Annotated in this window: 26 protein-coding genes; 18 read left to right on the top strand and 8 right to left on the bottom strand. The window is 73.9% G+C overall.

Going from position 1 to position 25,470, the window contains the following annotated elements:
- Window positions 1-59 precede the first annotated feature (59 nt).
- A complete protein-coding gene (locus tag VMV22_04420) occupies window positions 60-983 on the top strand; it encodes an alpha/beta fold hydrolase (GenBank protein ID HUY21566.1) in 924 nt (307 codons plus the stop codon).
- Entirely contained in the window at window positions 980-2,125 is a 1,146-nt protein-coding gene (locus VMV22_04415) for a CaiB/BaiF CoA-transferase family protein (protein HUY21565.1), read from the top strand. Before VMV22_04420 ends, VMV22_04415 begins: the two co-directional genes overlap by 4 nt.
- 6 nt (window positions 2,126-2,131) lie before the next feature.
- Here VMV22_04415 and VMV22_04410 read toward each other — a convergent pair whose 3' ends face one another.
- The gene (locus VMV22_04410; protein HUY21564.1) at window positions 2,132-2,368 is read right to left on the bottom strand and encodes an Lrp/AsnC ligand binding domain-containing protein; all 237 of its coding nucleotides are present in this window, start codon (window positions 2,366-2,368) and stop codon (window positions 2,132-2,134) included.
- A gap of 96 nt (window positions 2,369-2,464) precedes the next feature.
- Between VMV22_04410 and VMV22_04405 the strand changes: the two genes are divergently transcribed.
- Window positions 2,465-3,892: a hypothetical protein gene (locus VMV22_04405; protein ID HUY21563.1), complete on the top strand. Its 1,428-nt coding sequence runs from the start codon at window positions 2,465-2,467 to the stop codon at window positions 3,890-3,892.
- A gap of 147 nt (window positions 3,893-4,039) precedes the next feature.
- On the opposite strand, the gene VMV22_04400 is transcribed toward VMV22_04405, so the two are convergent.
- Window positions 4,040-5,830, bottom strand: coding sequence for a phosphoenolpyruvate carboxykinase (GTP) (locus VMV22_04400; GenBank protein HUY21562.1), 1,791 nt, complete (start codon window positions 5,828-5,830; stop codon window positions 4,040-4,042).
- Between the two features lie 142 nt (window positions 5,831-5,972).
- Between VMV22_04400 and thiL the strand changes: the two genes are divergently transcribed.
- The 3 genes from thiL to VMV22_04385 are packed head-to-tail and all read left to right on the top strand — an operon-like array spanning window position 5,973 to window position 8,962.
- Window positions 5,973-7,037, top strand: coding sequence for a thiamine-phosphate kinase (thiL, locus tag VMV22_04395; GenBank protein ID HUY21561.1), 1,065 nt, complete (start codon window positions 5,973-5,975; stop codon window positions 7,035-7,037).
- Between the two features lie 43 nt (window positions 7,038-7,080).
- On the top strand, window positions 7,081-8,256 hold the full coding sequence (locus VMV22_04390; GenBank protein HUY21560.1) for a GAF domain-containing protein: 1,176 nt from the start codon (window positions 7,081-7,083) through the stop codon (window positions 8,254-8,256).
- A gap of 58 nt (window positions 8,257-8,314) precedes the next feature.
- Window positions 8,315-8,962 (top strand): response regulator transcription factor, encoded by a 648-nt coding sequence (locus VMV22_04385; GenBank protein HUY21559.1) that lies wholly within the window; start codon window positions 8,315-8,317, stop codon window positions 8,960-8,962.
- A 148-nt stretch (window positions 8,963-9,110) separates the two neighbouring features.
- Here VMV22_04385 and VMV22_04380 read toward each other — a convergent pair whose 3' ends face one another.
- From VMV22_04380 to rpmB, 6 genes are all read right to left on the bottom strand, one after another.
- Window positions 9,111-9,698: a hypothetical protein gene (locus tag VMV22_04380; protein HUY21558.1), complete on the bottom strand. Its 588-nt coding sequence runs from the start codon at window positions 9,696-9,698 to the stop codon at window positions 9,111-9,113.
- Between the two features lie 161 nt (window positions 9,699-9,859).
- Window positions 9,860-12,436, bottom strand: coding sequence for a GNAT family N-acetyltransferase (locus VMV22_04375; GenBank protein ID HUY21557.1), 2,577 nt, complete (start codon window positions 12,434-12,436; stop codon window positions 9,860-9,862).
- A gap of 94 nt (window positions 12,437-12,530) precedes the next feature.
- On the bottom strand, window positions 12,531-13,559 hold the full coding sequence (locus VMV22_04370) for a hypothetical protein (protein HUY21556.1): 1,029 nt from the start codon (window positions 13,557-13,559) through the stop codon (window positions 12,531-12,533).
- Complete coding sequence (locus tag VMV22_04365; GenBank protein ID HUY21555.1) at window positions 13,556-14,356, bottom strand: cytochrome b N-terminal domain-containing protein; 801 nt, start codon at window positions 14,354-14,356, stop codon at window positions 13,556-13,558. Before VMV22_04365 ends, VMV22_04370 begins: the two co-directional genes overlap by 4 nt.
- Window positions 14,353-14,511, bottom strand: a complete 159-nt coding sequence (locus VMV22_04360) for a hypothetical protein (protein HUY21554.1) — start codon at window positions 14,509-14,511, stop codon at window positions 14,353-14,355. Before VMV22_04360 ends, VMV22_04365 begins: the two co-directional genes overlap by 4 nt.
- A 163-nt stretch (window positions 14,512-14,674) precedes the next feature.
- On the bottom strand, window positions 14,675-14,890 hold the full coding sequence (rpmB, locus tag VMV22_04355) for a 50S ribosomal protein L28 (protein HUY21553.1): 216 nt from the start codon (window positions 14,888-14,890) through the stop codon (window positions 14,675-14,677).
- A 59-nt stretch (window positions 14,891-14,949) separates the two neighbouring features.
- On the opposite strand from rpmB, the gene VMV22_04350 reads away from it, so the two are divergent.
- The 12 genes from VMV22_04350 to VMV22_04295 form a co-directional block, all read left to right on the top strand.
- Window positions 14,950-16,686, top strand: coding sequence for a DAK2 domain-containing protein (locus VMV22_04350; protein HUY21552.1), 1,737 nt, complete (start codon window positions 14,950-14,952; stop codon window positions 16,684-16,686).
- A gap of 50 nt (window positions 16,687-16,736) precedes the next feature.
- Window positions 16,737-18,851: an ATP-dependent DNA helicase RecG gene (recG, locus tag VMV22_04345; GenBank protein HUY21551.1), complete on the top strand. Its 2,115-nt coding sequence runs from the start codon at window positions 16,737-16,739 to the stop codon at window positions 18,849-18,851.
- A 43-nt stretch (window positions 18,852-18,894) separates the two neighbouring features.
- Window positions 18,895-19,431 carry a 16S rRNA (guanine(966)-N(2))-methyltransferase RsmD gene (gene rsmD, locus VMV22_04340; GenBank protein HUY21550.1) on the top strand — a complete coding sequence of 179 codons (537 nt, stop codon included), beginning with the start codon at window positions 18,895-18,897 and terminating at the stop codon, window positions 19,429-19,431.
- A complete protein-coding gene (coaD, locus tag VMV22_04335) occupies window positions 19,428-19,907 on the top strand; it encodes a pantetheine-phosphate adenylyltransferase (protein HUY21549.1) in 480 nt (159 codons plus the stop codon). Before rsmD ends, coaD begins: the two co-directional genes overlap by 4 nt.
- Window positions 19,904-20,500, top strand: a complete 597-nt coding sequence (locus tag VMV22_04330) for a hypothetical protein (protein ID HUY21548.1) — start codon at window positions 19,904-19,906, stop codon at window positions 20,498-20,500. Before coaD ends, VMV22_04330 begins: the two co-directional genes overlap by 4 nt.
- A 6-nt stretch (window positions 20,501-20,506) precedes the next feature.
- Window positions 20,507-21,049 carry a DUF177 domain-containing protein gene (locus VMV22_04325; protein HUY21547.1) on the top strand — a complete coding sequence of 181 codons (543 nt, stop codon included), beginning with the start codon at window positions 20,507-20,509 and terminating at the stop codon, window positions 21,047-21,049.
- A 61-nt stretch (window positions 21,050-21,110) separates the two neighbouring features.
- Entirely contained in the window at window positions 21,111-21,290 is a 180-nt protein-coding gene (gene rpmF, locus VMV22_04320) for a 50S ribosomal protein L32 (protein HUY21546.1), read from the top strand.
- A 47-nt stretch (window positions 21,291-21,337) separates the two neighbouring features.
- The gene (gene plsX, locus VMV22_04315) at window positions 21,338-22,306 is read left to right on the top strand and encodes a phosphate acyltransferase PlsX (GenBank protein ID HUY21545.1); all 969 of its coding nucleotides are present in this window, start codon (window positions 21,338-21,340) and stop codon (window positions 22,304-22,306) included.
- A 114-nt stretch (window positions 22,307-22,420) separates the two neighbouring features.
- Window positions 22,421-22,684, top strand: a complete 264-nt coding sequence (locus VMV22_04310) for an acyl carrier protein (protein HUY21544.1) — start codon at window positions 22,421-22,423, stop codon at window positions 22,682-22,684.
- A gap of 69 nt (window positions 22,685-22,753) precedes the next feature.
- On the top strand, window positions 22,754-23,560 hold the full coding sequence (gene rnc / locus VMV22_04305; GenBank protein ID HUY21543.1) for a ribonuclease III: 807 nt from the start codon (window positions 22,754-22,756) through the stop codon (window positions 23,558-23,560).
- Window positions 23,553-24,392 (top strand): bifunctional DNA-formamidopyrimidine glycosylase/DNA-(apurinic or apyrimidinic site) lyase, encoded by an 840-nt coding sequence (mutM, locus tag VMV22_04300; protein HUY21542.1) that lies wholly within the window; start codon window positions 23,553-23,555, stop codon window positions 24,390-24,392. Before rnc ends, mutM begins: the two co-directional genes overlap by 8 nt.
- 149 nt (window positions 24,393-24,541) lie before the next feature.
- Window positions 24,542-25,470 (top strand): AAA family ATPase (locus tag VMV22_04295; protein HUY21541.1); only part of this gene is annotated, 929 nt, incomplete at its 3' end.

Here is a 25,470-nt window from a genome sequence, read left to right as displayed (position 1 = left end):
GGCCAGAGCATGGCACGACCGGTTTGACCCCCACCCACCCCCGGGGCCAGCATCCGGGCATGGACCGGGTGGCCGTCGGCGACGTCGAGCTCTGCTACGAGCTGCTCGGCGCGGCCGGGGACCCCGTCGTCGTGCTCATCGCCGGCCTCGGGCGCCAGCTCATCGGGTGGGACGACGACTTCTGCGCGCTGATCGTGGCCGAAGGATTCCGCGTGCTGCGCTTCGACAACCGCGACGCCGGCCGGTCGACGTCGATGGCGGCGGGGCCCGGGCCCGACCTCGGGGCCATCCGGCGCGGCGACCGGGACGCCGTGGCGTACACCCTCGACGACATGGCCGGCGACACCGCCGGCCTGCTCGGCGCCCTCGGCATCGGCGACGCCCACGTGGTGGGCACGTCGATGGGGGGCATGATCGCCCAGGCGCTCGCCATCGGGCACCCGGCCCGGGTGCGCAGCCTGTGCTCGATCATGTCCACGACCGGCGCGCCCGGAGTGGGCCTGCCCACCGACGAGGCCATGGCGGTGGTGATGCGGCGACCGCCGGCCGACCGCCACGCCTACGTCACCACCGAGCTCGCCAACACCCGGGTGATCGGGTCACGCGGGGCGCTCGTGGACGAGGCCTGGCGGCGCGGGCGCTTCGAGCGCTTCTACGACCGGGGCCTCAACCCGGCGGGGGTGGGGCGCCAGATCATGGCCATCGTGGCGTCAGGCGACCGCACCGCGGCGCTGGCCGGCGTACGGGCGCCGACGCTCGTGGTCCACGGCGACGTGGACACGCTGGTGGCGCTCGACGGGGGCGAGGCCACGGCGCGCGCCGTCCCGGGTGCGCAGCTGCTCGTGGTCCCGGACATGGGCCACGAGATCCCGCCGGCCACGTGGCCCGGGGTGGTGGCGGCCGTCGTCGCCAACGCCCGGCGGGCGCCGGCCCCGGCGGGCGAGCCGGCGGCGGTGCCGGGCACGCGAGCGGTGGCGCCGTGAGCGGCCCGCTCGAGGGCGTGCGGGTGGTGGAGCTCGCCGGCATCGGCCCGGGCCCTTACACCTGCATGCTGCTCGCCGACGCCGGTGCCGACGTGCTGCGCGTCGACCGGGCGACCGGCACCCCGCCGGTGGCCACGGCGGGCCCGCACTGGGACCTGCTCAACCGCAGCCGGCGGTCGGTGGCGGTGAACCTGAAGCACCCCGACGGGGTGGCCCTCGTGCTCGACCTCGTCGCCCAGGCCGACGGGCTGGTCGAGGGATGGCGGCCGGGGGTGGCCGAGCGCCTGGGGGTGGGCCCCGAGCCGTGCCTGGCGCGCAACCCCCGCCTGGTCTACGGGCGGATGACGGGGTGGGGCCAGGACGGCCCGCTCGCCTCCACGGCCGGGCACGACATCAACTACATCGCCCTGGCGGGGGCCCTGTGGCCGATCGGGCGGGCGGGGGAGCGCCCGGTGCCACCGCTCAACCTGGTGGGCGACTTCGGCGGCGGCGGGATGCTGCTCGCCTTCGGGATGTGCGCCGCGCTGGTGGAGGCGCAGCGCTCGGGGCGCGGCCAGGTCGTGGACGCCGCCATGGTCGACGGTGCGGCGTCGCTCATGACCATGACGTACGCCTTCCGCCAGCTCGGGCTGTGGACCGAGGGGCGCGGCGTCAACGTGCTCGACAGCGGCGCCCCGTACTACGAGGTCTACGACACCGCCGACGGGCGATGGTTCGCCGTGGGCGCCATCGAGCCCCAGTTCTACGCCGAGCTGCTCCGGGTGCTCGGGCTCGACGGCGAGGACCTGCCCGCCCAGAACGACCGGGAGCAGTGGCCCGCGATGAAGGAGCGGTTCGCGGCGGTCTTCCGGACGAGGACGCGCGACGAGTGGGCCGACGCCTTCGCAGGGACAGACGCCTGCGGCGCGCCGGTGCTCTCGCCGTGGGAGGCGCACACCCATCCCCACAACGTGCAGCGCGGCACCTTCGTGGAGGTGGAGGGCGTGGTGCAGCCCGGACCCGTACCCCGCTTCAGCCGGACACCGGCCGAGGTCCACCGGCCGCCGCCCGTCGCCGGGCAGGACACCGACGACGCCCTGCGGGCGTGGGGGATCGATCAGGAACGGCTGGGGGCCCTGCGCGCCGCCGGCGCCGTCGACTGAGCAGGCTCAGAGGTTCACGACGGGGCAGGTCACCGTGCGGGTGATCCCCTCGATGAGCTGGATGTGGCTCACCACCATGCGCCCGAGGTCGTCGACCGACGCCGCCTGGGTGCGCACGATCACGTCGTAGGGCCCGGTCACGTCCTCGGCCGACACGACCCCGTCGATGCCACGCACCTGCTGCGCGACGTACGCGGCCTTGCCGACCTCGGTCTGGATCAGCACGTATGCGGTCACCGCCATGGCGGCCTCCTCCGTCGAGCCGGCCCCACGGACCCCCGGGCCTGGTGTCATCGTAGTGGCGACGGGACCGCCGCCACCGGGTCGTAGTCTGGCCGGGTGCCAGGTCGAGGGCGTGAGGCGTCGGCCCGCATCGCGCGCCAGGTGCGTGATGCCCTCGCTGCCCTCCTCGACCAGCGGACGCCGTTCGGCCGCCTGGCCCTGGCGCACGTCGTCCTCACCGCCGGGGACACCCTGGTCGCCATCTCGCTCGCCGGGTCGTTGTTCTTCAACATCTCCCCGGACGCCGCCAAGGGCAAGGTGATCCTCTACCTCCTGCTCACCATGGCGCCCTTCGCGGTGGTGGCGCCGCTGCTGGGCCCGGTCATCGACCGCAGCCGCGGGGCCCGGCGGGCCACGGTGGCGGTGTCGGCCGCCGCCCGGGCGGTGATGTCGCTGTTCATGGCGGGCGCGCTGGGCAGCCTCCTGCTGTTCCCCGAGGCGTTCGCCATGCTGGTGCTGTCCAAGGTGTACCTCGTCACGAAGGGGTCGCTCGTCCCCCTCATGGTCGGCGCCCCGTGGGCGGTCGGCGCCGGTGGGGACGGGCCCGGCGCTCCCGACGGCACCGGCGTGCCCCCCGCCGACGGCAACCAGCTGGCCACGGCCAACGCCCGGCTGGGGCTCCTGGCCTCGCTGGCGGGGTTCGCGGCGGCCATCCCCGGCGTCGCCGTGCTCCAGCTCTTCGGCGGCCCCTGGGTGCTGCGCTTGGACATGGTGGTCTTCGTGGCGGGCACCGTGGCGGCACTGCGCCTGCCCGTCGGCCGCACCCTGCGCCGCGCCTGGGGCGACGGGCCGTACCCCACCACCGGCAGGCCCGCGGTCGCCGCATCGGTGACGGCGCCAGCCACCCACGCCACCGACGCCCACGCCCCGGAGCACGACGAGGACACGCCGATCGGGGCACTGGGGCCGCGGGTGAACACCCACCCCGAGGTCATCCTGGCGCTGTCGGCGATGTCCATCCTGCGCGGCCTGGTGGGGTTCCTCACCTTCCTGCTGGCGTTCTCGTTGCGACGGATGCACATCGCGGACGACAAGGCGTGGTTGGGCCTCATGCTGGCGGCGTCGACGGCCGGCGCCCTCGTCGGCGTGATCCTCGTGCCGAGGGCCCGACGCGTCCTGACCGAGCCGCAGATGCTCGCCCTCTCCATCTGGCTGGTGGCGCTGGCGGGCGCGGTGGCGGGCCTCGTCGGGGGCATCGTCATCCAGGTCCTGCTGGCGTTCGTGATCGGCCTGGCCTCGGCCGCGGCCAAGCCGGCGTTCGACGCGCTGGTGCAGCGCTACGTCCCGACCAGCGGACAGGGCAGGGCATTCGCGCGCTTCGAGACGCGTTTGCAACTCGTGTGGGTCCTCGGGGCCCTGCTGCCCGTGGTGACCAACCTGCCGCTCGGGGCCGGCGACATCGTGATCGCCGCCGTGGCGGCCGTGTCGGGCCTGTCGTACCTGACCAGTCGACGTGCCCTGCGCCACCGGTGGGTGGCGCCCTGAGCGCCTGAGCCGGCGCCGTACCGCCTTCCTGGGTCAGGCGACCAGCATCAGGCGACCAGCGTCAGACGATCCGGTTCAGGCGACCCGCGTCAGCGCCCCGGTTCAGGAGACCTGGTCAGGCACCCCGGTTCAGGCCAGAGGGGCACGTCAGCCCAGCCGGTTCTCGAGTGCGTCGAGTTGCTCGGCCAGCTCGGCCGGCAGGCGGTCGCCGAAGCGGGCGTAGTGCTCGCGGATGAGGGGGACCTCGGCGCGCCACTCGTCGGCGTCGACGCGCAGCAACTCGGCCAGGTCCGCCCCCGACATGTCGAGTCCCTCGGTGTCGAGGGCATCGGTCGACGGCACGTTGCCGAGGGGCGTGGTCGCGGCCCCGGCGCGCCCGGTGGTGCGCTCCACGATCCAGGCCAGCACCCGCGAGTTCTCGCCGTATCCCGGCCACAGGAAGCGGCCGTCGGCGTCCTTGCGGAACCAGTTGACGTAGTAGATACGCGGCAGCGCGCTCTCGTCGGCCGACTTGCCGATGCGCAGCCAGTGGGCGAAGTAGTCGGCCATGTTGTACCCGCAGAACGGGAGCATGGCGAAGGGGTCGCGCCGGAGGTTGCCCACCGCCCCCGCCGCCGCGGCGGTGGTCTCCGACGACAGGATCGAGCCGAGGAAGACCCCGTGGGCCCAATCGAAGGACTCGGTGACCAACGGCACGGCCGACCGGCGCCGCCCACCGAAGAGGATGGCGGAGATGGGCACGCCCCGCGGGTCCTCCCACTCCGGCGCGCAGGCCGGGTTCTGGCTGGCGGGCACCGTGAAGCGGGCGTTGGGATGGGCGGCGGGCGTGGCGGCGTCGGGGGTCCAGTCGTGGCCGGTCCAGTCGGTGAGGTGCGCGGGCGGCGTCGTCGACATGCCCTCCCACCACACATCGCGGTCGTCGGTGAGGGCGGTGTTGGTGAAGATGCAGTTGCTGTGCAGCGTCTCGATGGCGTTGGGGTTGGTCTCGGTGCTCGTGCCGGGGGCCACCCCGAAGAAGCCGGCCTCGGGGTTGATGGCGTAGAGGCGGCCGTCGTCGCCGAACTTCATCCAGCAGATGTCGTCGCCGATGGTCTCGACCTTCCACCCCGGGACGGTGGGGACCAGCATGGCGAGGTTCGTCTTACCGCACGCCGAAGGGAAGGCGCCGGTCACATAGCGGACGTCGCCCTCAGGCGAGGTCAGCTTGAGGATGAGCATGTGCTCGGCCAGCCAGCCGTCGTCGCGAGCCATCGCCGACGCGATGCGAAGGGCGAAGCACTTCTTCCCCAGCAGCGCGTTGCCGCCATAGCCCGAGCCGTAGGACCAGATCTCGCGCGTCTCGGGGAAGTGGACGATGTACTTGCGCTCGGCGTCGCAGGGCCACGCCACGTCGGCCTGGCCCGGTTCGAGCGGGCTGCCCACGGAGTGCAGGCAGGGCACGAAATCGCCGTCGTCGCCGAGGACCTTGAGGGCGTCGGCGCCCATGCGCGTCATGATCCGCATCGACACGGCGACGTAGGGGGAGTCGGTGATCTCCACCCCGATGTGGGCGATGGGCGAGCCGAGCGGGCCCATCGAGAAGGGCACCACGTACATGGTGCGCCCCCGCATCGAACCCCGGAACAGGTCGGTGAGGGTGGCCCGCATCTCGTCGGGGTCGCGCCAGTTGTTGGTCGGCCCGGCGTCCTCCTCGTTCTTCGAACAGATGAAGGTGCGGTCCTCCACCCGGGCCACGTCCCCCGGGTCCGAGCCGGCCCAGAAGCTCCGGGGCCGCTTGGCCTCCGACAGCCGGGTGAAGGTGCCGCTGTCGACGAGCAGCTGGCACATCCGCTCGTACTCGGCGTCACTGCCGTCGCACCACTCCACCCTGTCGGCCGCCGTGAGGGCGGCGACCTCCTCGACCCAGGCGAGGAGCTTTCGGTTGGCGGTCGGCGGCATTGTCGGGGTGTGTCCTCTCTGCCCGGCTGCCCGCACCTCCTCGCGGGAGTGGGTCGGGCTTCCGAAGGGCTTGGCTGGGCGTCTGGGCGCGACGAGTTGCGGTCCGCCGGCTGTTCGAGCACACCAATGCTAGGCATTGAACATGCCCAGCCCCAACTCTGGCGCCACGCCACGTGGCGGGCCGGGGACGGGGGGAGGAGAAGGCGGTGAGTTCGCCGCCATCGAGGCCCTGCGACGGCGACTGCCGGGGCCGCCGGCGGGGGAGGTGTGGATCGGCGACGACGCCGCCGTGCTGGGCCCGGCCGAGGGCCGGCTCCTCCTGACGACGGACATGGCGGTGGCGGGCGTCCACGCCGACCTGGAAGTCCTGAGCCTCGCCGACCTGGGGTGGCGGGCGGTGGCGGCGGCGGTGAGCGACATCGCGGCCATGGGTGGCCGGGCGGGCCATGCCGTCGTGGCCGTGGCCGGGCCGCCCACCACGGACCTCGGCCTGCTCTACGACGGGATCGCCGGCTGCGCCCGGGCCCACGGCTGCCCGATCGTGGGGGGCGACCTGTCCACCGCGGAGGAGGTCGTGGTGGCCGTGGCGGTGATCGGCCACGTGGCGACCACCCCCGGTCCCGTCCGGCGCGCCGGGGCCGGCGCCGACGACACCCTCTTCGTGACCGGGCCGCTCGGGGCGGCCGCCGCCGGCCTGCGGGTGCTGCGGGCGCGGGCATCGGGGGTCCGAGCCGGCGCCGCTCGAGCCGCTCGGACAGCTGGGACCGGCACGGCGGGCGCACCCCGCCCCGGCGACGAGGAGGCGCTCGTCGCCGCCCATCGCCGCCCCCGGGCGCGGCTGGCCGAGGGGGAGGTGGCGCGGCTGGCGGGGGCCACGGCCATGGTCGACGTGTCCGACGGGTTGCTGGCCGACCTCGGCCACGTGGCCGACGCGTCGGCGGTCGGGTTCCGCCTCGACGAGGTGCCCGTCGCCGCCGGGGCCACGTCCGAGGAGGCGCTGGGAGGCGGCGAGGACTACCAGCTCGTCGTGGCCACGCCCGACCCGGGCGGTCTGCTGGCCGCGTTCGCGGCGGCGGGTCTGGGGCTCCCGGTCCGGATCGGCAGGTGCACCGCCGATCGCGACGAGCGCATCCTCGGGGGCGCCCCCGTGCCTGCGCTCGGGTGGGAGCACGCCTGGAGGCCGCCGTCGGCGCCCGAGGTCGTCTGATCAGCCGTACCGGTGGCGCCACAGGAGGCGTAGGCTCCTCCACGTGCCATTCCACCGGGTCCGTGACCCGGAGCGGCTGCAGGCGCTCATCGACGCCATGTTGCTGGTCGCGGAGGACCTCGACGTGACCGTGGTCCTGCGCACCATCACGCAGACGGCCGTGGACCTGGTCGGTGCGTCCTACGGCGCGCTGGGGGTTCTCGACGCCGAGGGCACCGGGCTCGGCGAGTTCGTCACGGTGGGCATGACGCCCGAGGACGCCGCCGCCATCGGCACCCTGCCGGAGGGCCTCGGGATCCTCGGGCTGCTCATCAAGGACCCCCGGCTCCTGCGCCTCGACGACCTGGAGGCGCACCCCGAGCGCGCCGGGTTCCCCCCGGGCCACCCGCCCATGCGGTCCTTCCTGGGGGCGCCGATCACCGCGGGGGGCCGAGCCTTCGGCAACCTCTATCTGTGCGACAAGCAGGGGGCGGACTCCTTCACCGAGGACGACGAGGGCGTCGTGGGGGCGCTCGGGCTGGCGGCAGGGCTGGCCATCGACAAGGCGCGCCTCTATGGCCGGCTGCGCGAGCTGACGCTGACCGAGGAGCGCGAGCGCATCGCCCGGGACCTGCACGCCAGCGTCATCCAGCGTCTGTTCACCGTCGGCCTCTCCCTGCAGGGGACGATGCGCCTGGAGGGGAAGCCGGCCGTCGCCGCCCGGCTCCAGGAGGCCCTCGACGGCCTGGACGACACGATCCGCCAGATCCGGTCGACGATCTTCGCCATGAACCGGACGCGGCGGATCACCGGGGCCGCCGTTCGCCAGGAGATCCTCGGGCTCGTCGACGATGCCGCCGCGGGGTTGGACCTCGAGACCAGGGTGGACCTCGACGGCCCCATCGACGACCTCGAACCCGAGACGGTCGAGCACCTCCTGGTGTCGTTGCGCGAGGCGATCGGCAACGTGGCCCGTCACGCCCGCGCCGGCGTGCTCGAGGTCGACGTCCAGGTGGACGACACCACGCTCGTCCTGCGGGTGGTGGACGACGGCATGGGCTTCGCCCGGCCGGCGGCCGGCGGCCGGGGGATCCCCATGCTCGAGGAGCGGGCCAAGCTGCTCGGGGGGTCGTGCGAGGTGCGTCCCCGGTCCGAGGGGGGCACCGAGGTCGTGTGGCGGGTCCGGCGCTCGATGCCGCCGGTGCCCGGGGTGCCGCTGCCGCCGCCGGCGGTGTCCTGATCCCGTGCCCGTGTGCTAGGCAGAATCTCGGCGTGAACGCCAGGAAGGTGGGCGAGGCGTGACCACCAGAGTGTTCCTTCTCGACGACCACGAAGTGGTCCGGCGAGGGCTCCGTGAGCTCTTCGACAGCGAGGACGACCTGACGGTCGTGGGCGAGGGCGCCACGGCCCAGGAGGCGCTCGCCCGCGTCCCGTCGACCAAGCCGGATGTGGCCGTGCTCGACGTCCGGCTCCCCGACGGCGACGGGGTCGAGGTGTGCCGGGACCTGCGCTCGGCCATGCCGGACCTGAAGTGCCTCATGCTCACCTCGTTCGCCGACGACGAGGCGCTGTTCTCGGCCATCCTCGCCGGGGCCAGCGGCTACGTCCTGAAGCAGATCAAGGGGAGCGACCTCGTGTCCGCGGTGCGCCGCGTGGCCGCCGGCGAGTCGCTGCTCGACCCTTCGCTCACCCGGCAGGTCATGGAGCGCCTGCGCGGCGAGAACGTGGAGGACGAGCGGCTGGCGCGCCTCACCGCCCAGGAGCGCAACATCCTCGAGCTGATCGCCGACGGCAAGACCAACCGGCAGATCGCCGACGAGCTCTACCTCGCCGAGAAGACGGTGAAGAACTACGTGTCCAACCTGTTGTCGAAGATGGGCTTCGCGCGCCGGACCGAGGCCGCGGTCTACGCCGCCCGTCTCGCCGAGCGCAAGCACAAGTCCTGACCGCGGGCGCCGGTGCGGGCTCGTCCGCCCGCCGCCCGCAGCGCCTGCCCGTGTGCGTCGGTCCACGGACGCGCGACCGGCGGGGCGCCGGATGCGACGCCCCGCCGGTCGTTCGTCCTCGGGCCCGGTGTGGGCCCGGGTGCTCAGGTCACGCGGTGACGAGCACCTTGTCCGCCGCATGCGCCTTCGGGAACTCGGCGTCCTCGGGCACCCGCCGCAGGTGGAACATCCCGAGCAGCGTCAGCACGAGCATGATGCCCGCCAGGACGAAGGACACGATGGCGCCCACCAGGGCGACCTGGCCGATCGTCCAGAAGGCGTAGGCCTCGAGCAGCAGGCCCCGCAGGGTCGTGCCCTTGAAGATGGTGTTCACCTCGCCGGCGAGGGTCGTGTTCGTGGGGTCGGCTTGCGCCGCTGCGCTCGCCTTGGCGTACACGCCGCCGTACGGCATCTCGCTCAGGTGCACGGCGATGAAGTGGTTGGCGTAGGCCTCGGCCTGCTGCCCGGTCAGCAGCTGCTGTCCGGCGTACTGGTTCAGGTACGGGCCGATCTTCGGGCTCGCCAGTGCCGCGTTGCCGAGCGGCGGGAACGTGATCTGCTGCTGGGCCAGCTGGTCGTGGACGTTGCTGTTGGCGTAGCTGTAGCCCCACAGGCCCAGCCCACCTGCGGCGAGAAGAACGACGACCAGGACCGCGCCGCCCGCTGTGAGGATCATGTCGAACGTCTTGCGCCGCATGGTCGACTCCTTTTCCTTGTCCTCCCCGGCGCTCGGCCGGGGCCCGGTCCGGTGTTCCCGGTCCGTTGGGTCCACGATGCCGGACGCGGTGGACTGCCCGGCAGAGCCGAAGGTCCCCCGACCGGGTCCGAAAGTCCCTGGTGGAGGGCCGTGGGTGGGGGTCAGCGGAGACGGCGGCGGTCGTCGGCGGGCTCGGGGGCGGTGCGCAGGCGGAACCGGGCGTCGGCGACCGTAACGCCTGCGGGCGTGGCGACGACGGGGTGGCAGTCCGCCTCGGCGAGCTCCGGCAGGTCCTCGGCCATGCGCCCCAGCCGGAGCAGCAGGTCGACGAGGGCGTCGACGTCCACGGGGGGGCTCCCCCGGTAGCCCGTCAGGAGGGCCGAACCCCGCAGCCCGAGCACGAGCTCGCGGGCGTCGACGTCGGTGAGCGGCGCCAGCCGGGTGGCGGTGTCGCCCAGGAGCTCGACGGCGGTGCCGCCGAGCCCGAAGAGGATGAGGGGGCCGAACGCCGGGTCCTGCACGAAGCCCGCGATGGTCTGCACCCCGGGTGCGACCCCCGGTTGCGTCCCGGCGCCGGCCGGGGCCGTGGGGACGCCGTAGGCGCGCAACAGCGCCCGGGCGTGCGCGCCGGTCACCCAGGTACCGTCCCCGGCCCCGTCGGCCCCGTCGGCCCCGTCGGCCCCGGGCGCGTCGGGCGCGTCGGGCGCGTCGGTGGCGAAGGTCTCGATGACGCGCCGTGCCGCGTTGGGGTCGACGTCGTCGAGCACGGGCTCCGTCCCGGGCGGGCGTGACCGCCACTCCTCGTACCCGGCGGACAGTGCCAGGGCACGCGCCGCTGTCTCGGGATAGGTGAAGCACGGCACCGGGCGCCGCGCGCCGAGGAGCGCGCTCCTGGCCTCGGTCGTCCCGAGGACGCTCGCCACCACGGTGACGGCGTCGCAGGCCTCGTCCGTCGCACGGGCCACGGCGACGGCCACGTCGTGGACGCGCGTCACCACCGGCGGTGTGAAGATGACGAGCACGGCGTCGACCTCGCCGCTGCGGGCGAGCGTCGTGATCGCCCGCCGGTAGTCGTCGGCCGTCGCCGAGGCCACGAGGTCGACGGGGTTGGCGACCCCGGCGCCGGCGGGGAGCAGGGTGCGCAGGGCGTCCTGCCCCGCCGCCGACAGCTCGGGAACCGCGAGCCCGTGGCCCACGCAGGCGTCGGCGGCGAGCACGCCCGGTCCGCCGCTGTTGCCCACGATGCCCACCCGCCGCCCGCGCGGCCGGGGCTGGAGCGCCAGCACGGCAGCCACGTCGAAGAGCTCCTCGGTGGTGTCGGCCCGGATCACCCCGGTCCGCCGGAACAGGGCCTCCACGGCCTGGTCGGGGCCGGCCAGCGCGGCGGTACGGGAGGCGGCCCCCCGCACCGCCGGTGCGCTGCGCCCGGCCTTCACGGCCACGATGGGCTTGGTCCGGCTCAGGCGCCCGGCGATCCGGGCGAACCGCCGGGGGTTGCCGAAGGACTCCAGGTAGAGCAGCACCACCTCGGTGGCGGGGTCCTGCTCCCACCACAGCAGGGCGTCGTTCCCGCTCACGTCGGCCTTGTTGCCGAGGGACACGAAGCTCGACAGCCCGAGCCCCCGGGCGCCGGCCTCCGCCAGGATGGCGAGGCCCAGGCCGCCGGACTGCGACGCAATGCCGACGGGCCCGCGCCCCGGCGGGGCCGGGGCGAAGGTGGCGTTCATCGAGACGTGGGGATCGGTGTTGAGCACGCCGAAGCAGTTGGGCCCGACCACGCGCATGCCGTTGGCGTGGGCCAGGCCCGCCAGCTCGCGTTGGCGCGCCGCCCCGTCGGCGCCGGTCTCGGCGAACCCGGCGCTGATGACGACCAGGGCGCCGACGCCCTTGCGACCGCATGCCTCCACCACCGATCGCACGGCGTCCGCCGGCACGGCCACCACGGCCAGGTCGACGGGACCCGGGGTGTCCTCGATGCCCGGCCAGGCGCGTCTGTCGGCCACCGACGTCGCCGAGGGGTTCACGGGGTAGACGGGCCCGGTGAACCCGCCGGCCAGCAGGTTGGCGACCAGGAGGTGGCCGAGGGCCTCGGGGTGGCGCGACGCCCCCACCACGGCGATGGAGCCGGGCCGCAGCAGGCGATCCATGGAGCGCACCACCGCCTGCCGGTCGCGTTCGTCGGCGGCCTCCCGGGCCGCGGCGGTCGGCGCGATGTCGAGCACGACGCGCATCACGTCGGAGGACCGGGTGAACTGCCGGGCGAACCCGGCGTCGCGGAAGACCCCGAGCATGCGGAAGTTCTCCGACAGCGTGTCGGCGACGAAGCGTCGCACGCCCCGGGCCCTCGCCGCGCTGGCCAGGTGTTCGAGCAGGATGGTCCCGAGGCCCCGGCCCTGGAAGGCGTCGTCGACGACGAAGGCGACCTCGGCCGCGTCGCTGCCCGGTGACCGGTCGTAGCGGGCCACGGCCACGATGTCTCCCGCCCGCACGGCCACGAGCGCCAGGCGGTCGACGCCGTCGACGGTGGTGAAGCGCTCGACCTCGGCCTCCGACAGGCGGGGGTGGGGGCCGAAGAAGCGCAGGATCACGCTCTCGGGCGACAACCGGGCGTGGAACGCCCGCAGGCCCTCGGCGTCGTCGGGCCGGATGGCACGGACGTGCGCAGTGGTGCCGTCGGCGAGCAGGACGTCGGTGTCCGTGCCGAGGCTGCTGGTCATGCGCGTGCCGTCGGCTGCCACGCAGGCATTGTGCCCGTCGGCGCCCGGGCGCGCCCGGGCCCGTATGGCGGGGTGCCCCGTGCCGGCGGCGCGGGGTCGGCGGCGTGCCGAACGCTCAGGGAGCGCGCGGGGCCCCGGTGGACAGCGACTGCTGCTCGGCCGCCAGCCGGCGGTAGTGGTCGCGCCAGATCAGCCGGTACACCGGGACGACGCGGGGGATCGAGCGCAGGCCCGGGATGAAGGGCACGAGGAGCAGCCCCAGGGTGAGCAGCATCATGAGGGCCCACACCAGGGCGTCGGCGTTCGCCGAGGTCGAGAAGGGCGACACCTGGTACCACATGGTGTAGAGCCACAGCCACGCCTGGCCCGGGAAGTTGCCGGTCTCGTTCATCATCCCCCACTGGTCGCCCGACAGGTGCTGGGCTTGCCCCTTGGCGGCGAGGAACGACCCGTCGGCGATGAACAGGAGGGGCTTCGTGTAGTCGGTGCCGTAGAACTGCGGCGACGACAGGAGGTCGGCGTCGAGACTGCCGGTCCGGGCCATCCCGAGCAGGCCCGTCATCATGGTCGCCACCGGCCCGTAGCGCCCGGGACGCAGCGACACCGTGGCGCCGTTGACGGCCACGTGGGCCACGGCGGCGGTGTAGGCCGTGGTCCAGGCCTGCTGCTGGTCGGCGGGGGCCGCCGTGTACCGGGCGATCGCGGCGTGCAGGGTGGGGTCGCTGGCCGCGGCGATGCGTAGCGGCGACAGCACGAAGTCGTCGGCCGTGTTCACCGGGATGTGCACACCCGCCCAGCGCTGCAGTCCGATCGGGAAGATCTTCTGGCCCTCGCCCGGTGCCCAGGGGTTGTAGGGCGGTCCGTAGCCGGCGGTGCCGCTCGACCCGTCGAGCTCGGTCACCGCGGTGGCGAGGAAGTCGCCGGGCGTGGCCTGGGACCACTGCCGGATGGTGACGGGGTGATCGTCGGGCGACGAGAACACCACCGCCAGCACCACCGCCAGCAGCGCCATCACCACCAGCGCGATGACGAACTCCTTGGCGAGGTCGTACCGGATCTTCGGGCCGTCCCAAGGGGTGTGGTCAGGTTGGCGCGACGCCTCTGTCAGCGTGCGCGACCCGAGTGTGCCGGTCGCCGCGCTCACCGGTCACCGCCGTCGGCGACGGCCGTCGCCGTGCCCGCCACCGCCGGTCGCTCGCCGGCGCTGTGGCGCCCGGTGCGCGACCCGCGTGCCGGCAGCGGTCGCACGACGCCACGGTGCCGGACCATGAGCAGGTGCAGTCCCACGATCGCCGCCACGGCCACCGGGAGGAGCAGCACGTGCCACAGCAGCATCTGGCCGAAGTTCAACACGTTGAAGAAGGCCCCCACGCCCACGGAATTGAGGCCGTCCTTCGCCTGCGTCGAGATCCACTGCGAGTCGAAGTTCTGCTGCGACAGGTAGCCGGTGAAGGCGGCGCCGATGGACATGACGAAGCACAGGACCCCGGTCATCCAGGTGAGGGCCCGGTTGCCGCGCCACGCGGCCATGAAGAACTTGCCCCACAGGTGCAGGACCATGAAGAAGAAGAACAGCTCCACGCTCCACAGGTGGATGCTGTTGAAGAAGAGACCGGTGGTCGACAGGTGCCACCACGACGGGCCCTTCAAGATGAGCACCGCGCCCGAGACCAGGATCACCACGAAGGCCGCCAGCGTGAGGACGCCGAAGATGTAGACCCACGACGCCACGTAGCTCGGCTGGCGGTCGGGGAGGAGTTTGCCGGGGGGCAGGGCGCGCATGGCGGCCCCCCGGAGACGCGCGCTCCACATCCGCTCGTCGCCGGGCAGCGGGCGAGCGTCGTCGACGACCGGCTCGGCGAGGCCGGCGACGGCCGAGTCACCGGCCTCGTCGACGACCGGCTCGGGGCCCGCCGGCGCGGGGCGGATCGTGTCGCTCATCGGTGCTTCCGCCCGGCGCGGAAGGGGACCGCCACGGCCAGTGCGAAGACGATGACCATGAGCAGGATCACCACGGCGTTGGCCACGCTGAGCTGGATGAACCCCCAGTGCAGGTAGTGGCCCGGATGCGAGAGGTCGACGAGGGCGGCGATCACGTGGACAGCATCATGACCGCGCTGGACCGGCTGTAGGGGCCAAAGCCCCTAATCGACCGAATTGCGACGGCGCGGAGCAACGACGACGGCCGGGGACGTGCGGGCCCACCTGGGACGTTGCCGGCGCCCGGCCCGGGGCCGGGCGCGCCGGGAGGTGGCGTGCTCAGGAGGGCTGGGCGCCGACGCGGCGAGGCGGCTTCGTGACCTTGCCGGCGCGGATGCACGAGGTGCACACATGGAGGCGGCGGGGTGTGCCGTTCACCAGAGCCCGGACCCGCTGGATGTTGGGGTTCCACCGCCGCTTGGTGCGGCGGTGCGAGTGGCTGAGGCTCATGCCGAACGACGGGTGCTTGCCACACACTTCACACACGGCAGCCACGACGCGCTCGCTCCTCGGGGGGGTAATCCGGACGGGCGCAAAGGTTAGCATCCTCGGCCATGGAGACCTTGAGCCGGCTCGGGGCGGGCCACCTGGCGTCGACGATGGCCGCCTACCGCCACGCCCTGCGGCTCCACCAGGACGCGCTCAACGCCCTGAACGTCTACCCCGTCCCCGACGGGGACACGGGCACCAACATGGCCCTCACGGTGGAGTCGGTGGTGGCGGAGCTCTCGCACGTGGACGGCCTGGTCCACCTGGAGTCGCCCACGGTCGGCGCCCCGTCCGACCCGCCCGTCCCGGCCGACGAGGATCCTCCCATGGCCGCGGTGTGCCAGGCCATCGCCCATGGATCGCTCATGGGGGCCCGGGGCAACTCGGGTGTCATCCTGTCCCAGCTGCTGCGCGGCCTCACCGGAGCGCTCGCCGTCGACGACACCGCCATCGGCGGCACGGAGCTGGCCCGGGCGCTCGCCGCCGCCAGCGACGCCGCCCGCCAGGCGGTGCTGCGCCCCGTGGAGGGCACCATCCTGACCGTCGCCCGGGCGGCGGCCGAGGGCGCCGGGCAGTCGGCGCACGGTGGGGCGTCCCTGCTGGCCGTGGTGGAGGCGGCCCGGGCGGCGGCGGCCGAGGCGCTGGCGCGCACGCCCGAACAGCTCCCCGTCCTGGCCCAGGCGGGGGTGGTCGACGCCGGCGGGGCGGGATACCTGCTCTTGCTGGACGCCGCCCTGAACGTGCTCGACGGCCGGGCGCTGCCCCCGGCGCCACCCGTGCGGGCCATGGCCCGTTCCCTGGCCGCCGACGCCCTGCCGCAGGCGGGGTTCGGGGAGGAGGTGCCGGGCGCCGAGGACGGCCTGCGCTACGAGGTCATGTACTTCCTGGAGGCGCCCGACCACACCATCCCCGCCTTCAAAGAGGTGTGGGCGGGCCTCGGCGACTCCATCGTCGTCGTCGGCGGCGAGGGCCTGTGGAACTGCCACATCCACACCAACGACGTGGGCGCGTCCATCGAGGCCGCCATCGACGCCGGGCGGCCGCGCGACATCAGGGTCACCGACCTCGCCGAGCAGGTCGACGAGGAGCGCTGGGTCCGGGAGGGGGCCCGCTCCGCCGCGGCCGCGGCCGACACGGGACCGCCGCCGCGCACCGCCGTCGTGGCCATCGCCAACGGGGAGGGGATCGGCCGGATCTTCCGGTCGCTCGGCGTCCACTTCCTCGTGCCCGGCGGCCAGTCGATGAACCCGTCCACGGCCCAGATCCTCGCGGTGGTCGAGGCGGCCCCCTCCGAGGAGGTGGTGCTGCTGCCGAACAACGACAACATCCGGCCCGTGGCGATGCAGGTGTGCGAGCTCGCCACCAAGACGGTGCGGGTGGTGCCCACGAGCGGCATCGTCGAGGGGTTCGCGGCGCTGTTGGAGTACGACCCCGAGGCCGGCGCGCAGGACAACGCCGTCGCCATGGCGGAGTCGGCGCGCCGTGTGGTGGCGGGCGAGGTGACCCAGGCCGTGCGCGACGCGGCGGGGCCCGCCGGGCCCATCCGCACCGGCGACTGGATGGGCCTGTCGCGTGACGGCATCGAGGTGGTGGGTGACTCCATCGCCGAGGCCACCTGCGGGCTGCTCGGCAAGCTGCTGCGCGACCACCACGAGCTCGTCACGCTCATCGAGGGCGACGGCGCCGGGGCCGGGGAGACGCGCCGTGTCACCGAGTGGCTGGCCGAGCACCGTCCCGACGTCGCCGTCGAGGTCCACCACGGCGGCCAGCCGCTGTACCCGTACCTGCTCAGCATCGAGTGACCACGGCCGCGCCCGCCGGACAGACTCTGGGGCGCCTGGACGCGATCGCGGTGCGCGAGGTCAAGCGGGTGGGGGAGAAGCGGGCCGACGCCCTGTCGACGCTCGGCATCGCGACCGTGCTCGACCTCATCACCCACTACCCGCGCCGCTACATCGACCGGACCCGCCAGGCCGACGTGGCGGGCATGCGCATCGGCGAGGAGTCCCTGGTGCTGGCGGGCGTGACCGCGGTGCGCGCACGCCGCACCCGCAACGGCCGCGCCCTGGTGGAGCTCGACGTGGACGACGGCACCGGGACGCTGCGCATCACGTTCTTCAACCAGGCGTGGCGGGCCAAGCAGCTGCCGGTGGGCACCGAGGCGCTGTTCTTCGGGAAGCTCGACACCTACCGAGGGAAGCGCCAGATCACGAACCCCGTGGTCGACCTGGTGGGGAACCGCACCGGCCGGATCGTCCCCATCTACCCGACCTCGGAGAAGGCCGGCATCGCCGGCTGGGAGTTCGGCGAGTGGGTGGAGGAGGCGCTGCGCCGGGCGGGCCCGTTCCACGACCCCGTCCCGGCGGCCTGGCGCGTGGAGCTCGGCCTCATGGACCGCGGCGGCGCCTTCCACTGCATCCACGCCCCGGCGACCTTCGCCGAGCTCGAGCGCGCCCGGCGCCGGCTGGCCTTCGACGAGCTGCTGCGCCTGCAGCTGGAGGTCGTGATGCGCCGCCACGCCCTCGAGCGCGACGCCCGCGGCATCCGGCACGCGGTGGCGCCCCCGCCCGGTGGCCCCGACCTGGTGGGGGCGTTCGTCGCCCAGCTTCCCTTCCCGCTGACCGACGCCCAGCGACGGGCCGTGGCCGGGATCGGCGCCGACCTGGCGGGTGCCCTGCCCATGCACCGGCTCCTGCAGGGCGACGTCGGCTCGGGGAAGACCGTGGTGGCCTTGTGGGCCCTGCTGGTCGCGGTGCAGGGCGGCCACCAGGGCGCCCTCATGGCGCCCACCGAGGTCCTCGCCGAGCAGCACTTCCTCGGCGTGCGCGCCCTGCTCGCCGACCTGGCCGTGCCCGATCCCGGGCGCCTGGGCGGCCGGCGGCCGCTGGCGGTGGCGTTGCTCACCAGTCGCACCCCGGCCCGCGAGCGGGCCGCGCTCCACGAGGGTCTGCGGGCCGGGACCGTCGACCTGGTCGTCGGCACCCATGCGCTGCTGACCGACGAGGTCCGCTTCTCGAGCCTGGGGGTCGTCGTGATCGACGAGCAGCACCGCTTCGGCGTCGAACAGCGCGACGCCCTGCGGGCCAAGGGCCGCGACGCCTCGGGCGGCGAGGGGGCCGACCCCGACCTGCTCGTCATGACCGCCACCCCCATCCCCCGCACCGCCGCCATGGTGGTCTTCGGCGACCTCGACGTCACCGAGCTCGACGAGCTCCCGGCGGGACGGACGCCCGTGCGCACCGTGTGGGCGCGGGCGACGGCCGACCAGGACGCCGCCTGGCGGCTGGTCCGCGACGAGGTGGCCGCCGGCCACCGCGCCTACGTCGTGTGCCCGTTGGTCGAGGGCTCCGAGCGCGTCCAGGCCACGTCGGCCACCGAGGAGCGCGAGCGCCTCGAGGCGACGGTGCTGGCCGGACTGCGCATCGGCCTGCTGCACGGGCAGTTGAAAGCGTCGGACAAAGAAGGCGTCATGGAGCGCTTCCGCCGCGGGGACATCGAGGTCCTGGTGGCGACGACCGTGATCGAAGTGGGCGTGGACGTCCCCGAGGCGACGGTCATGGTGGTGCGCGACGCCGACCGTTTCGGCATCGCCCAGCTCCATCAGCTGCGCGGCCGGGTCGGGCGCTCCGAGCGGCCGTCGTGGTGCTACCTGCTCGCCGAGACCTCCTCGCCCGAGGCCGCCACGCGCCTCGAGGCGCTCGAGCGCAGCACCGACGGCTTCGAGCTGGCCGACGTCGACCTCGAGCTCCGGGGTGAGGGCACCATCCTCGGCACCCGCCAGAAGGGCCGCAGCGACCTGAAGCTGGCCTCGCTGCGGCGCGGCGACCGCCCCCTGGTGGAGGCCGCCCGGCGGGTGGCGGAGTCGATGCTGGCCGACGACCCCGACCTCCGGGGCGACGCCGGCCTGGCCGACGAGGTCCGGTTGTTCGTGGACGAGGACGAGGCCACCTACCTGCGCAAGAGCTGACGGCGCCCCGGGCACCGCAGGGCCCCGCCGCTACGCTGCCGCCGTGCGCGTGATCGCCGGCGACCACCGGGGTCGGCCCCTCAAGACGGCGGCGGGCACGACCACCCGCCCCACCGCCGACCGGGTGCGGGAGGCGATCTTCGACGTCCTCGGCAGCCTCCTCGACCTCGACGGGACGGCGGTCGTCGACCTGTTCGCCGGCAGCGGCGCCCTGGGCATCGAGGCGCTGTCGCGCGGGGCGGCGTCGGCGGTGTTCGTGGAGAGCGCCCCCGCGGCGCTGCGGGCCATCGAGGGCAACCTGGCGACGTTGGGCCTCGGCGGCCGGGCTCGCGTCGTGCGGGAGGACGCCCTGCGCTTCTTGGAGCGGCCCCACCGATTCGACCTCGCGCTGTGCGACCCGCCCTACGAGTTCTCGGCGTGGGACACCCTGCTCGCCCGCCTCCACGCCACCCTGGCCGTGCTCGAGACCCGGCAGCCCGTCGAGGCCCCCGGGGGCTGGGAGACCGTCAAGCACAAGCGGTACGGCGGTACGCTCGTCACCGTGGTCCGATCCCTCGGAGCCCAGAAAGGCACCCGGTGACCATCGCCCTCTTCCCCGGATCGTTCGACCCGTTCCACAACGGCCACCTCGAGGTGGTGGAGCGGGCCGGGCATCTCTTCGACGAGGTCGTGGTGGCGACCCTGCGCAACCCCCAGAAGGCGGAGCCCCTGTTCAGCCTGGTGGAGCGGGAAGAGATGCTCTCCGACGCGCTCGGCCACCTCGACAACGTGCGGATCGTGTCGGTCTCCACCCTGGTGGTGAACGTGGCGCGCGACATCGGCGCCACCGCCATCATCCGCGGCCTGCGGGCCGTGTCGGACTTCGAGAACGAACTGCAGATGGCGCAGATGAACCGGCAGCTGTCGGGCATCGACACGCTGTTCATCCCCACCAGTTCGACGGTGTCGTTCGTGGCGTCGCGCCTGCTGCGGGAGGTGGCGCGCTACGGCGGGGACGTCTCCGCCTTCGTGCCGAAGGCGGTGGCGGTCCGGCTCGAGAAGAAATTCGACGCGTGAGCGACGACGCCTTCCTCGAGGACCGGGTCGACGACGCGCCACCCGTGCGCGGTGACAGCGCCGAGGGCCTGCTCCAGCACGCGCTCGACACGGTGTCCACGGCGCGGACCATGCCCCTGTCGGCCTCGGTGCTGGTGGACCGCCAGGAGCTGCTCGACCTCCTGCAGAGTGCGCTCGACTGCCTCCCCGACGAACTGCGCCAGGCCCGGTGGCTCCTGCGCGAGCGCGACGAGTTCCTGGCCTCGCGCCAGCGCGAGGCGGACGTCCTCCTCGACGACGTGCGGGCCCAGGCCGAGCGCATGGTGCAGCGCACCGAGATCGTCCGCCAGGCCAACCAGGTGGCCCAGCGCATACTCGACGACGCGCGCGAGGAGGCCCGTCGCCTGCGCCACGAGGCCGAGGATTACTGCGACCAGCGGCTGGCCTCGTTCGAGATCGTCCTCGAGCGCACCTTGAAGACGGTGCAGTCGGGGCGCGAGAAGCTGCAGGCCGTGCCGCCACCGCTCCCCGAGGACGGCGAGGCGCGCCGGGGCGGTCCGGAGGCCTCCCCCCTCCAGGGAGAGGCGGGGTTCTTCGACCAGGACGAAGGCTGAGCGGCCGTGCCGGGCCGGCCCTTCGTCGTCCACGTCGCCGCGCTGCGCCGCGAGGTCGGCGAGCGCTGGCACGAGGAGCGCCGGGGCCCCGTCGAGGGCCTCGACTGCTCGGGCAGCGCGGTGCCCGAGGGCGCGTCGCTCCTGGCCGATGTCGTGGTCGAGGCCGTGCTGGGCGGTGTCTCGGTGGCCGGCACGGTGGTGGCGCCCTGGGTGGGGGAGTGCCGTCGCTGCCTGGCGCCGGCATCGGGCCAGCTCCGGCTGGCCGTGCGCGAGCTCTACACCGAGGGCGGTGACGGCGAGGACACGTACCCTCTCGAGGGCGACGAGGTCGACCTCGAGCCGCTGGTGCACGACGCCGTGCTGCTCGAGCTGCCGTCGGCGCCGCTGTGCCGTCCCGACTGTCGCGGGCTGTGCCCGGAGTGCGGCGCCGACCGCAACGAGGAGCCGTGCCACTGCGAGCCGCGACGCGACCCCCGCTGGGGCGCGCTCGACGTCCTGCGGGTGCCCGGCGGCGGCGCCGGGCCCGGGGGGCCGGCCGGCGACGGGTAGCGAATCCGGCCTCCGGCGCCAGCGGCTATCGTGGACGGCTCCGGACCCGAGGTGAGCGTCGATGGCCGTCCCGAAGAAGAAGACCTCCAAGGCGAAGAGCCGGAGCAGGCGGGCATCCAACTGGGTCCTGCGCCCGCCGGCGCGCAGCGTGTGCCCCCAGTGCCACACCGCCAAGGTCCCGCACCTCGTCTGCCCCACGTGCGGGTGGTACAAGGGCCGGCAGGCGATCGAGATCGACTAGTGGCCCGGCCTCGGCCGCGGCCCGAGGCGCCCGCCGGCGGGCTGCCGGTGGCGGTGGACGCCATGGGCGGCGACAACGCGCCGAACGACATCGTCGCCGGGGCGCGGCGTGCCGTGGACGAGCTCGGCGTGCCCGTCGTCCTCGTCGGCCCCCCGGAGCAGATCGGCGACACGGGCGGCATCGAGGTCATCCCCGCCTCCGAGGTCATCGCCATGGACGACGACCCCGGGTCGTCGGTGCGCCGGAAGAAGGACAGCTCCCTGGTGCGCGCGGCCGAGGCGGTGCGCGACGGCCGGGCCCTGGCGATGGTGAGCGCGGGGAACACCGGGGCCGCCATGGCCAGCGCCCTGCTGCGCATGGGGCGCCTGAAGGGTGTCGTGCGCCCGGCCATCGCCACGCCCATCCCCCAGGTCGGATCGCACCCCGCCGTCCTGCTCGACGCCGGGGCCAACGCCGAGTGCACCGAGGCCATGCTCGTGCAGTTCGCCCAGATGGGGGCGGCGTACTCCTCGGCGCGCTACGGCGTGGAGGACCCGACCGTGGCGCTCCTGTCCATCGGCGAGGAGAAGTCGAAGGGCACGCCCCTGGTGAAGGACACCCACGCCCTGCTGGAGCGGACCCCCGGCATCCGCTTCGTCGGCAACGTCGAAGGCCGCGACCTGCTGCACGCCCCGGCCGACGTGGTGGTGACCGACGGGTTCACGGGGAACGTGGCGCTCAAGACCCTCGAGGGCTCGCTGCGGTTCTTCATGGACGCCCTGCTCGAGGCGTTCGCCGCCGACGAGGACACCAAGCGGGCGGCGGAGGTGATGCTGCCACGCCTCGCCCCCCTGGCGGCGGAGTTCGATCCCGACAGCATCGGCGGGGCCATGCTCCTGGGCGTGGACGGCGTGTGCGTGATCAGCCACGGCTCGTCCGGCGAGCGGGCCATCGTCTCCGCGGTGCGCGTGGCCCACGACGTCGCCACCGCGGGCCTGGTCGAGCGTCTGGCCCGGGCGGTCGCCCCGCCGCCATAGACCCCTTCTCACCTGGGCTTTCATCGGCCGCGGGCGACCGACCGGATAGGATGTCGAGGACATCTCACCCGAGGGGACGCCGTGCCAGCAGAGACTCACGTGGAGAAGGGCCCGATGGAACGCCACGAGGTGTTCGAGCTGGTCCGGGACCAATTGGCCGACATCTTGGAGATCGAGCCCGGTGCCATCAGCGAGTCGTCGTCCTTCGCCGAGGACCTCGACGCCGACTCCCTCGCCCTGATCGAGCTGGTCGAGGCGCTCGAGGAGGAGCTGGGCGAGCGCACCGTCGGCTTCCGCATCGAGGACGAGGACCTCGAGGACCTCCGGACCGTGCGCGACGCCGTCGACTACGTGGTCGCCAAGCTAGGGGCGGGCTGACAGACGGTCGACGGCCCCGCCGGTCTGGGTGGCGCCACGGGCGCCGGGCCGGGCGCCCGTGGCGCCCTGGTGGGTTCCGAGCCCGCGGGCGCGGCGCCGGGGCCCGACGACGCCGGTACGGGGCTCGCCGCCCTGGCGGCGCGCCTCGGGTCGACGTTCCACGACGGGCAGCTGCTCGCCCAGGCGCTGTCGCACCGCTCGTGGTGTGCCGAGGCCGGGGGGGTGCCGTCGAACGAGCGGCTCGAATTCCTGGGTGACGCCGTGCTCGGCCTGGTCGTGGCCGAGCACTGTTTCCGCACCTTCCCGCAGCTGCCCGAGGGCGCCCTGGCCAAGGTGCGCGCCGCTGTCGTGAACACCGGCGTGCTGGCAGAGGTGGCCGCCGAGCTCGACATCGGCCCCGCCCTCCTGCTGGGCCGGGGCGAGGACGCCTCGGGGGGGCGCGCCAAGCCGTCGATCCTCGCCAACGCGGTGGAGGCCGTCATCGGGGCGCTCTATCTGGACAGGGGGTACGCGGCCGCGGCGGGGCTGGTGCTCGACCTCCTCCACGACCGTATCGACGAGTCGGCCGCCGGCCCGGGCGCCGAGGACTTCAAGACCCGTCTCCAGGAGCTCGTGCTGCGGCGGATGGGGCAGCTGCCCCGTTACGAGGTGGAGGGGACCGGCCCCGACCACGCCCGCCGCTACCGCGCCCGCCTGTTCGTGGCCGGGCGGGATCTCGGCACCGGCGAGGGGCGGTCGAAGAAGGACGCCGAGCAGGCCGCCGCCCGTCTGGCCTGGACGGTGCTGGTCGACGACGACGTCCCCGCCGTCGGCCCCGAGCCGGTGGGCCACGAGGACCACCGGGCGGCCGACCTGGGGGTGGGCAGCGATGCCTGAGCTCCCGGAGGTCGAGACCATCCGGCGGGACCTCGACAAGGAGGTCGTGGGGCGGCGCATCAAGTCGGTGGAGGTGAAGGGCAAGCGGTCGATCCGCCGCCACAAGACCGGCCCGGAGTTCCGGGGCCGGCTCGAAGGCAAGCGCGTGGCCTCGATCCGCCGGGCCGGCAAGTACCTGCTCATCGGCCTCGACGGCGACGACGTGCTGGTGGTGCACCTCGGCATGAGCGGCCAGCTGCTGCGGGCCAAGGGCCCCAAGGACCCGCTCGGCCGGCACACGCACGTGATCATCACCTTCACCCAGGGCGGCCAGCTGCGCTTCGTCGACCCCCGCACCTTCGGGGAGATGTTCGTCACCACCGCCGACGAGCTCACCGCCCAGGTGCCCGAGCTCGCGCACCTGGGTTTCGACCCCCTCGAGAACGTCATGAGCTGGGCCCGCTTCGGCCAGCTCCTGGCCGATCGCCCCACGGCGCTCAAGACGCTGCTCATGGACCAGAAGTTCGTGGCGGGGATCGGCAACATCTACTCCGACGAGATCCTGTTCGCCGCCGGGCTGCGCTACGACCGCTGGTCGAATTCCCTGAGTGCCCAGGAGATCCGGCGCCTGTACCGGGCGATGGTGGAGACGCTGTCGGAGGCCGTGAAGTACCGGGGCTCGTCGCTCGCCGACGAGCAGTACCGCGACCTCTACGGCGAGACCGGGGACTACCAGGGCCAGCACCAGGTGTACGACCGCGAGGGGCAGGCGTGCCGGCGCTGCCGCAACCCCGTGGTGCGCGTGAAGGTGAACAGCCGCTCCGCGTTCCTCTGCGAGCACTGCCAGATCTGACCCGGGCAGATCCGACCCGGGCAGATCCGACCCGGGCCCGGTCCGGGGGGCGCGCCTGACCTGGGGGTCGGCCCGCCGCCCCACCGATCGGCGCGCGCCGCTCGCGGGTATCACCGCGTGCCGGGGGGCGACGGGTAGGGTGACGCCCGGTGTTCCTGAAGTCGCTCACCCTCAAGGGCTTCAAGTCCTTCGCGGACCCGTCGACGCTGCTCCTCGAGCCCGGTGTCACCGTCGTCGTGGGCCCGAACGGCAGCGGCAAGTCCAACGTCGTCGACGCCGTGGCATGGGTCCTCGGCGCCCAAGGCCCGCGCACCGTGCGATCGTCGAAGATGGAGGACGTCATCTTCGCGGGCAGCGCGGACCGCCCCGCGCTGGGACGCTCCGAGGTGTCGCTCACCATCGACAACCGATCCGGCCGCCTCCCCGGCGGGTTGGCGGAGATGACCATCACCCGGACGCTGTTCCGGTCGGGGGAGAGCGAGTACGCCATCAACGGGCAGCCGTGCCGGCTCCTCGACATCCAGGAGCTGCTCTCGGACTCCGGCGTCGGGCGCCAACAGCACGTCATCGTGAGCCAAGGGCAGCTCGGCGCCATCCTCGACTCGCGCCCCGAGGACCGGCGTGCCGTGATCGAGGAGGCGGCCGGCGTCCTGAAGCACCGCCGGCGCCGCGAGCGCGCCGAGCGCCGGCTGGCCGCCACCGAGGAGAACCTCGACCGCCTCGGGGACCTGCTGCGCGAGGTGCGCCGACAGATCCGGCCCCTCGAGAAACAAGCGGCCTCGGCCCGCTCCCACGCGTCGCTGGCGGAGGAGCTGCGGGCGCTGCGCCTGCACCTCGTCGGTCGCGAGCTCGCCGGTCTCGACGCGCGTCGCCAGGCCGCGACCGACGAGCGAGGACGCCTGGCCGAGAGCGAGACCGAGCTCGTCGGTGCCATCGGTGAGCTCGACGCCGCGGCCGAGGCCACCGCAGCCGAGCTCGCCACCCAGCGCGAAGAGGACCTCGTGGTGGCGCTCACCCGCGTGCAGGGGCTGTCGGAGCGATGCCGCGGGTTGAGCGGTGTCGTGACCGAACGGCGCCG

The sequence above is a fragment of the Acidimicrobiales bacterium genome (assembly GCA_035531755.1).
GTDB lineage: Bacteria > Actinomycetota > Acidimicrobiia > Acidimicrobiales > UBA8190 > DATKSK01.
The sequence above is the reverse complement of the archived record's forward strand: the minus strand, read 5'-3'. Positions and strand labels throughout refer to the sequence as shown.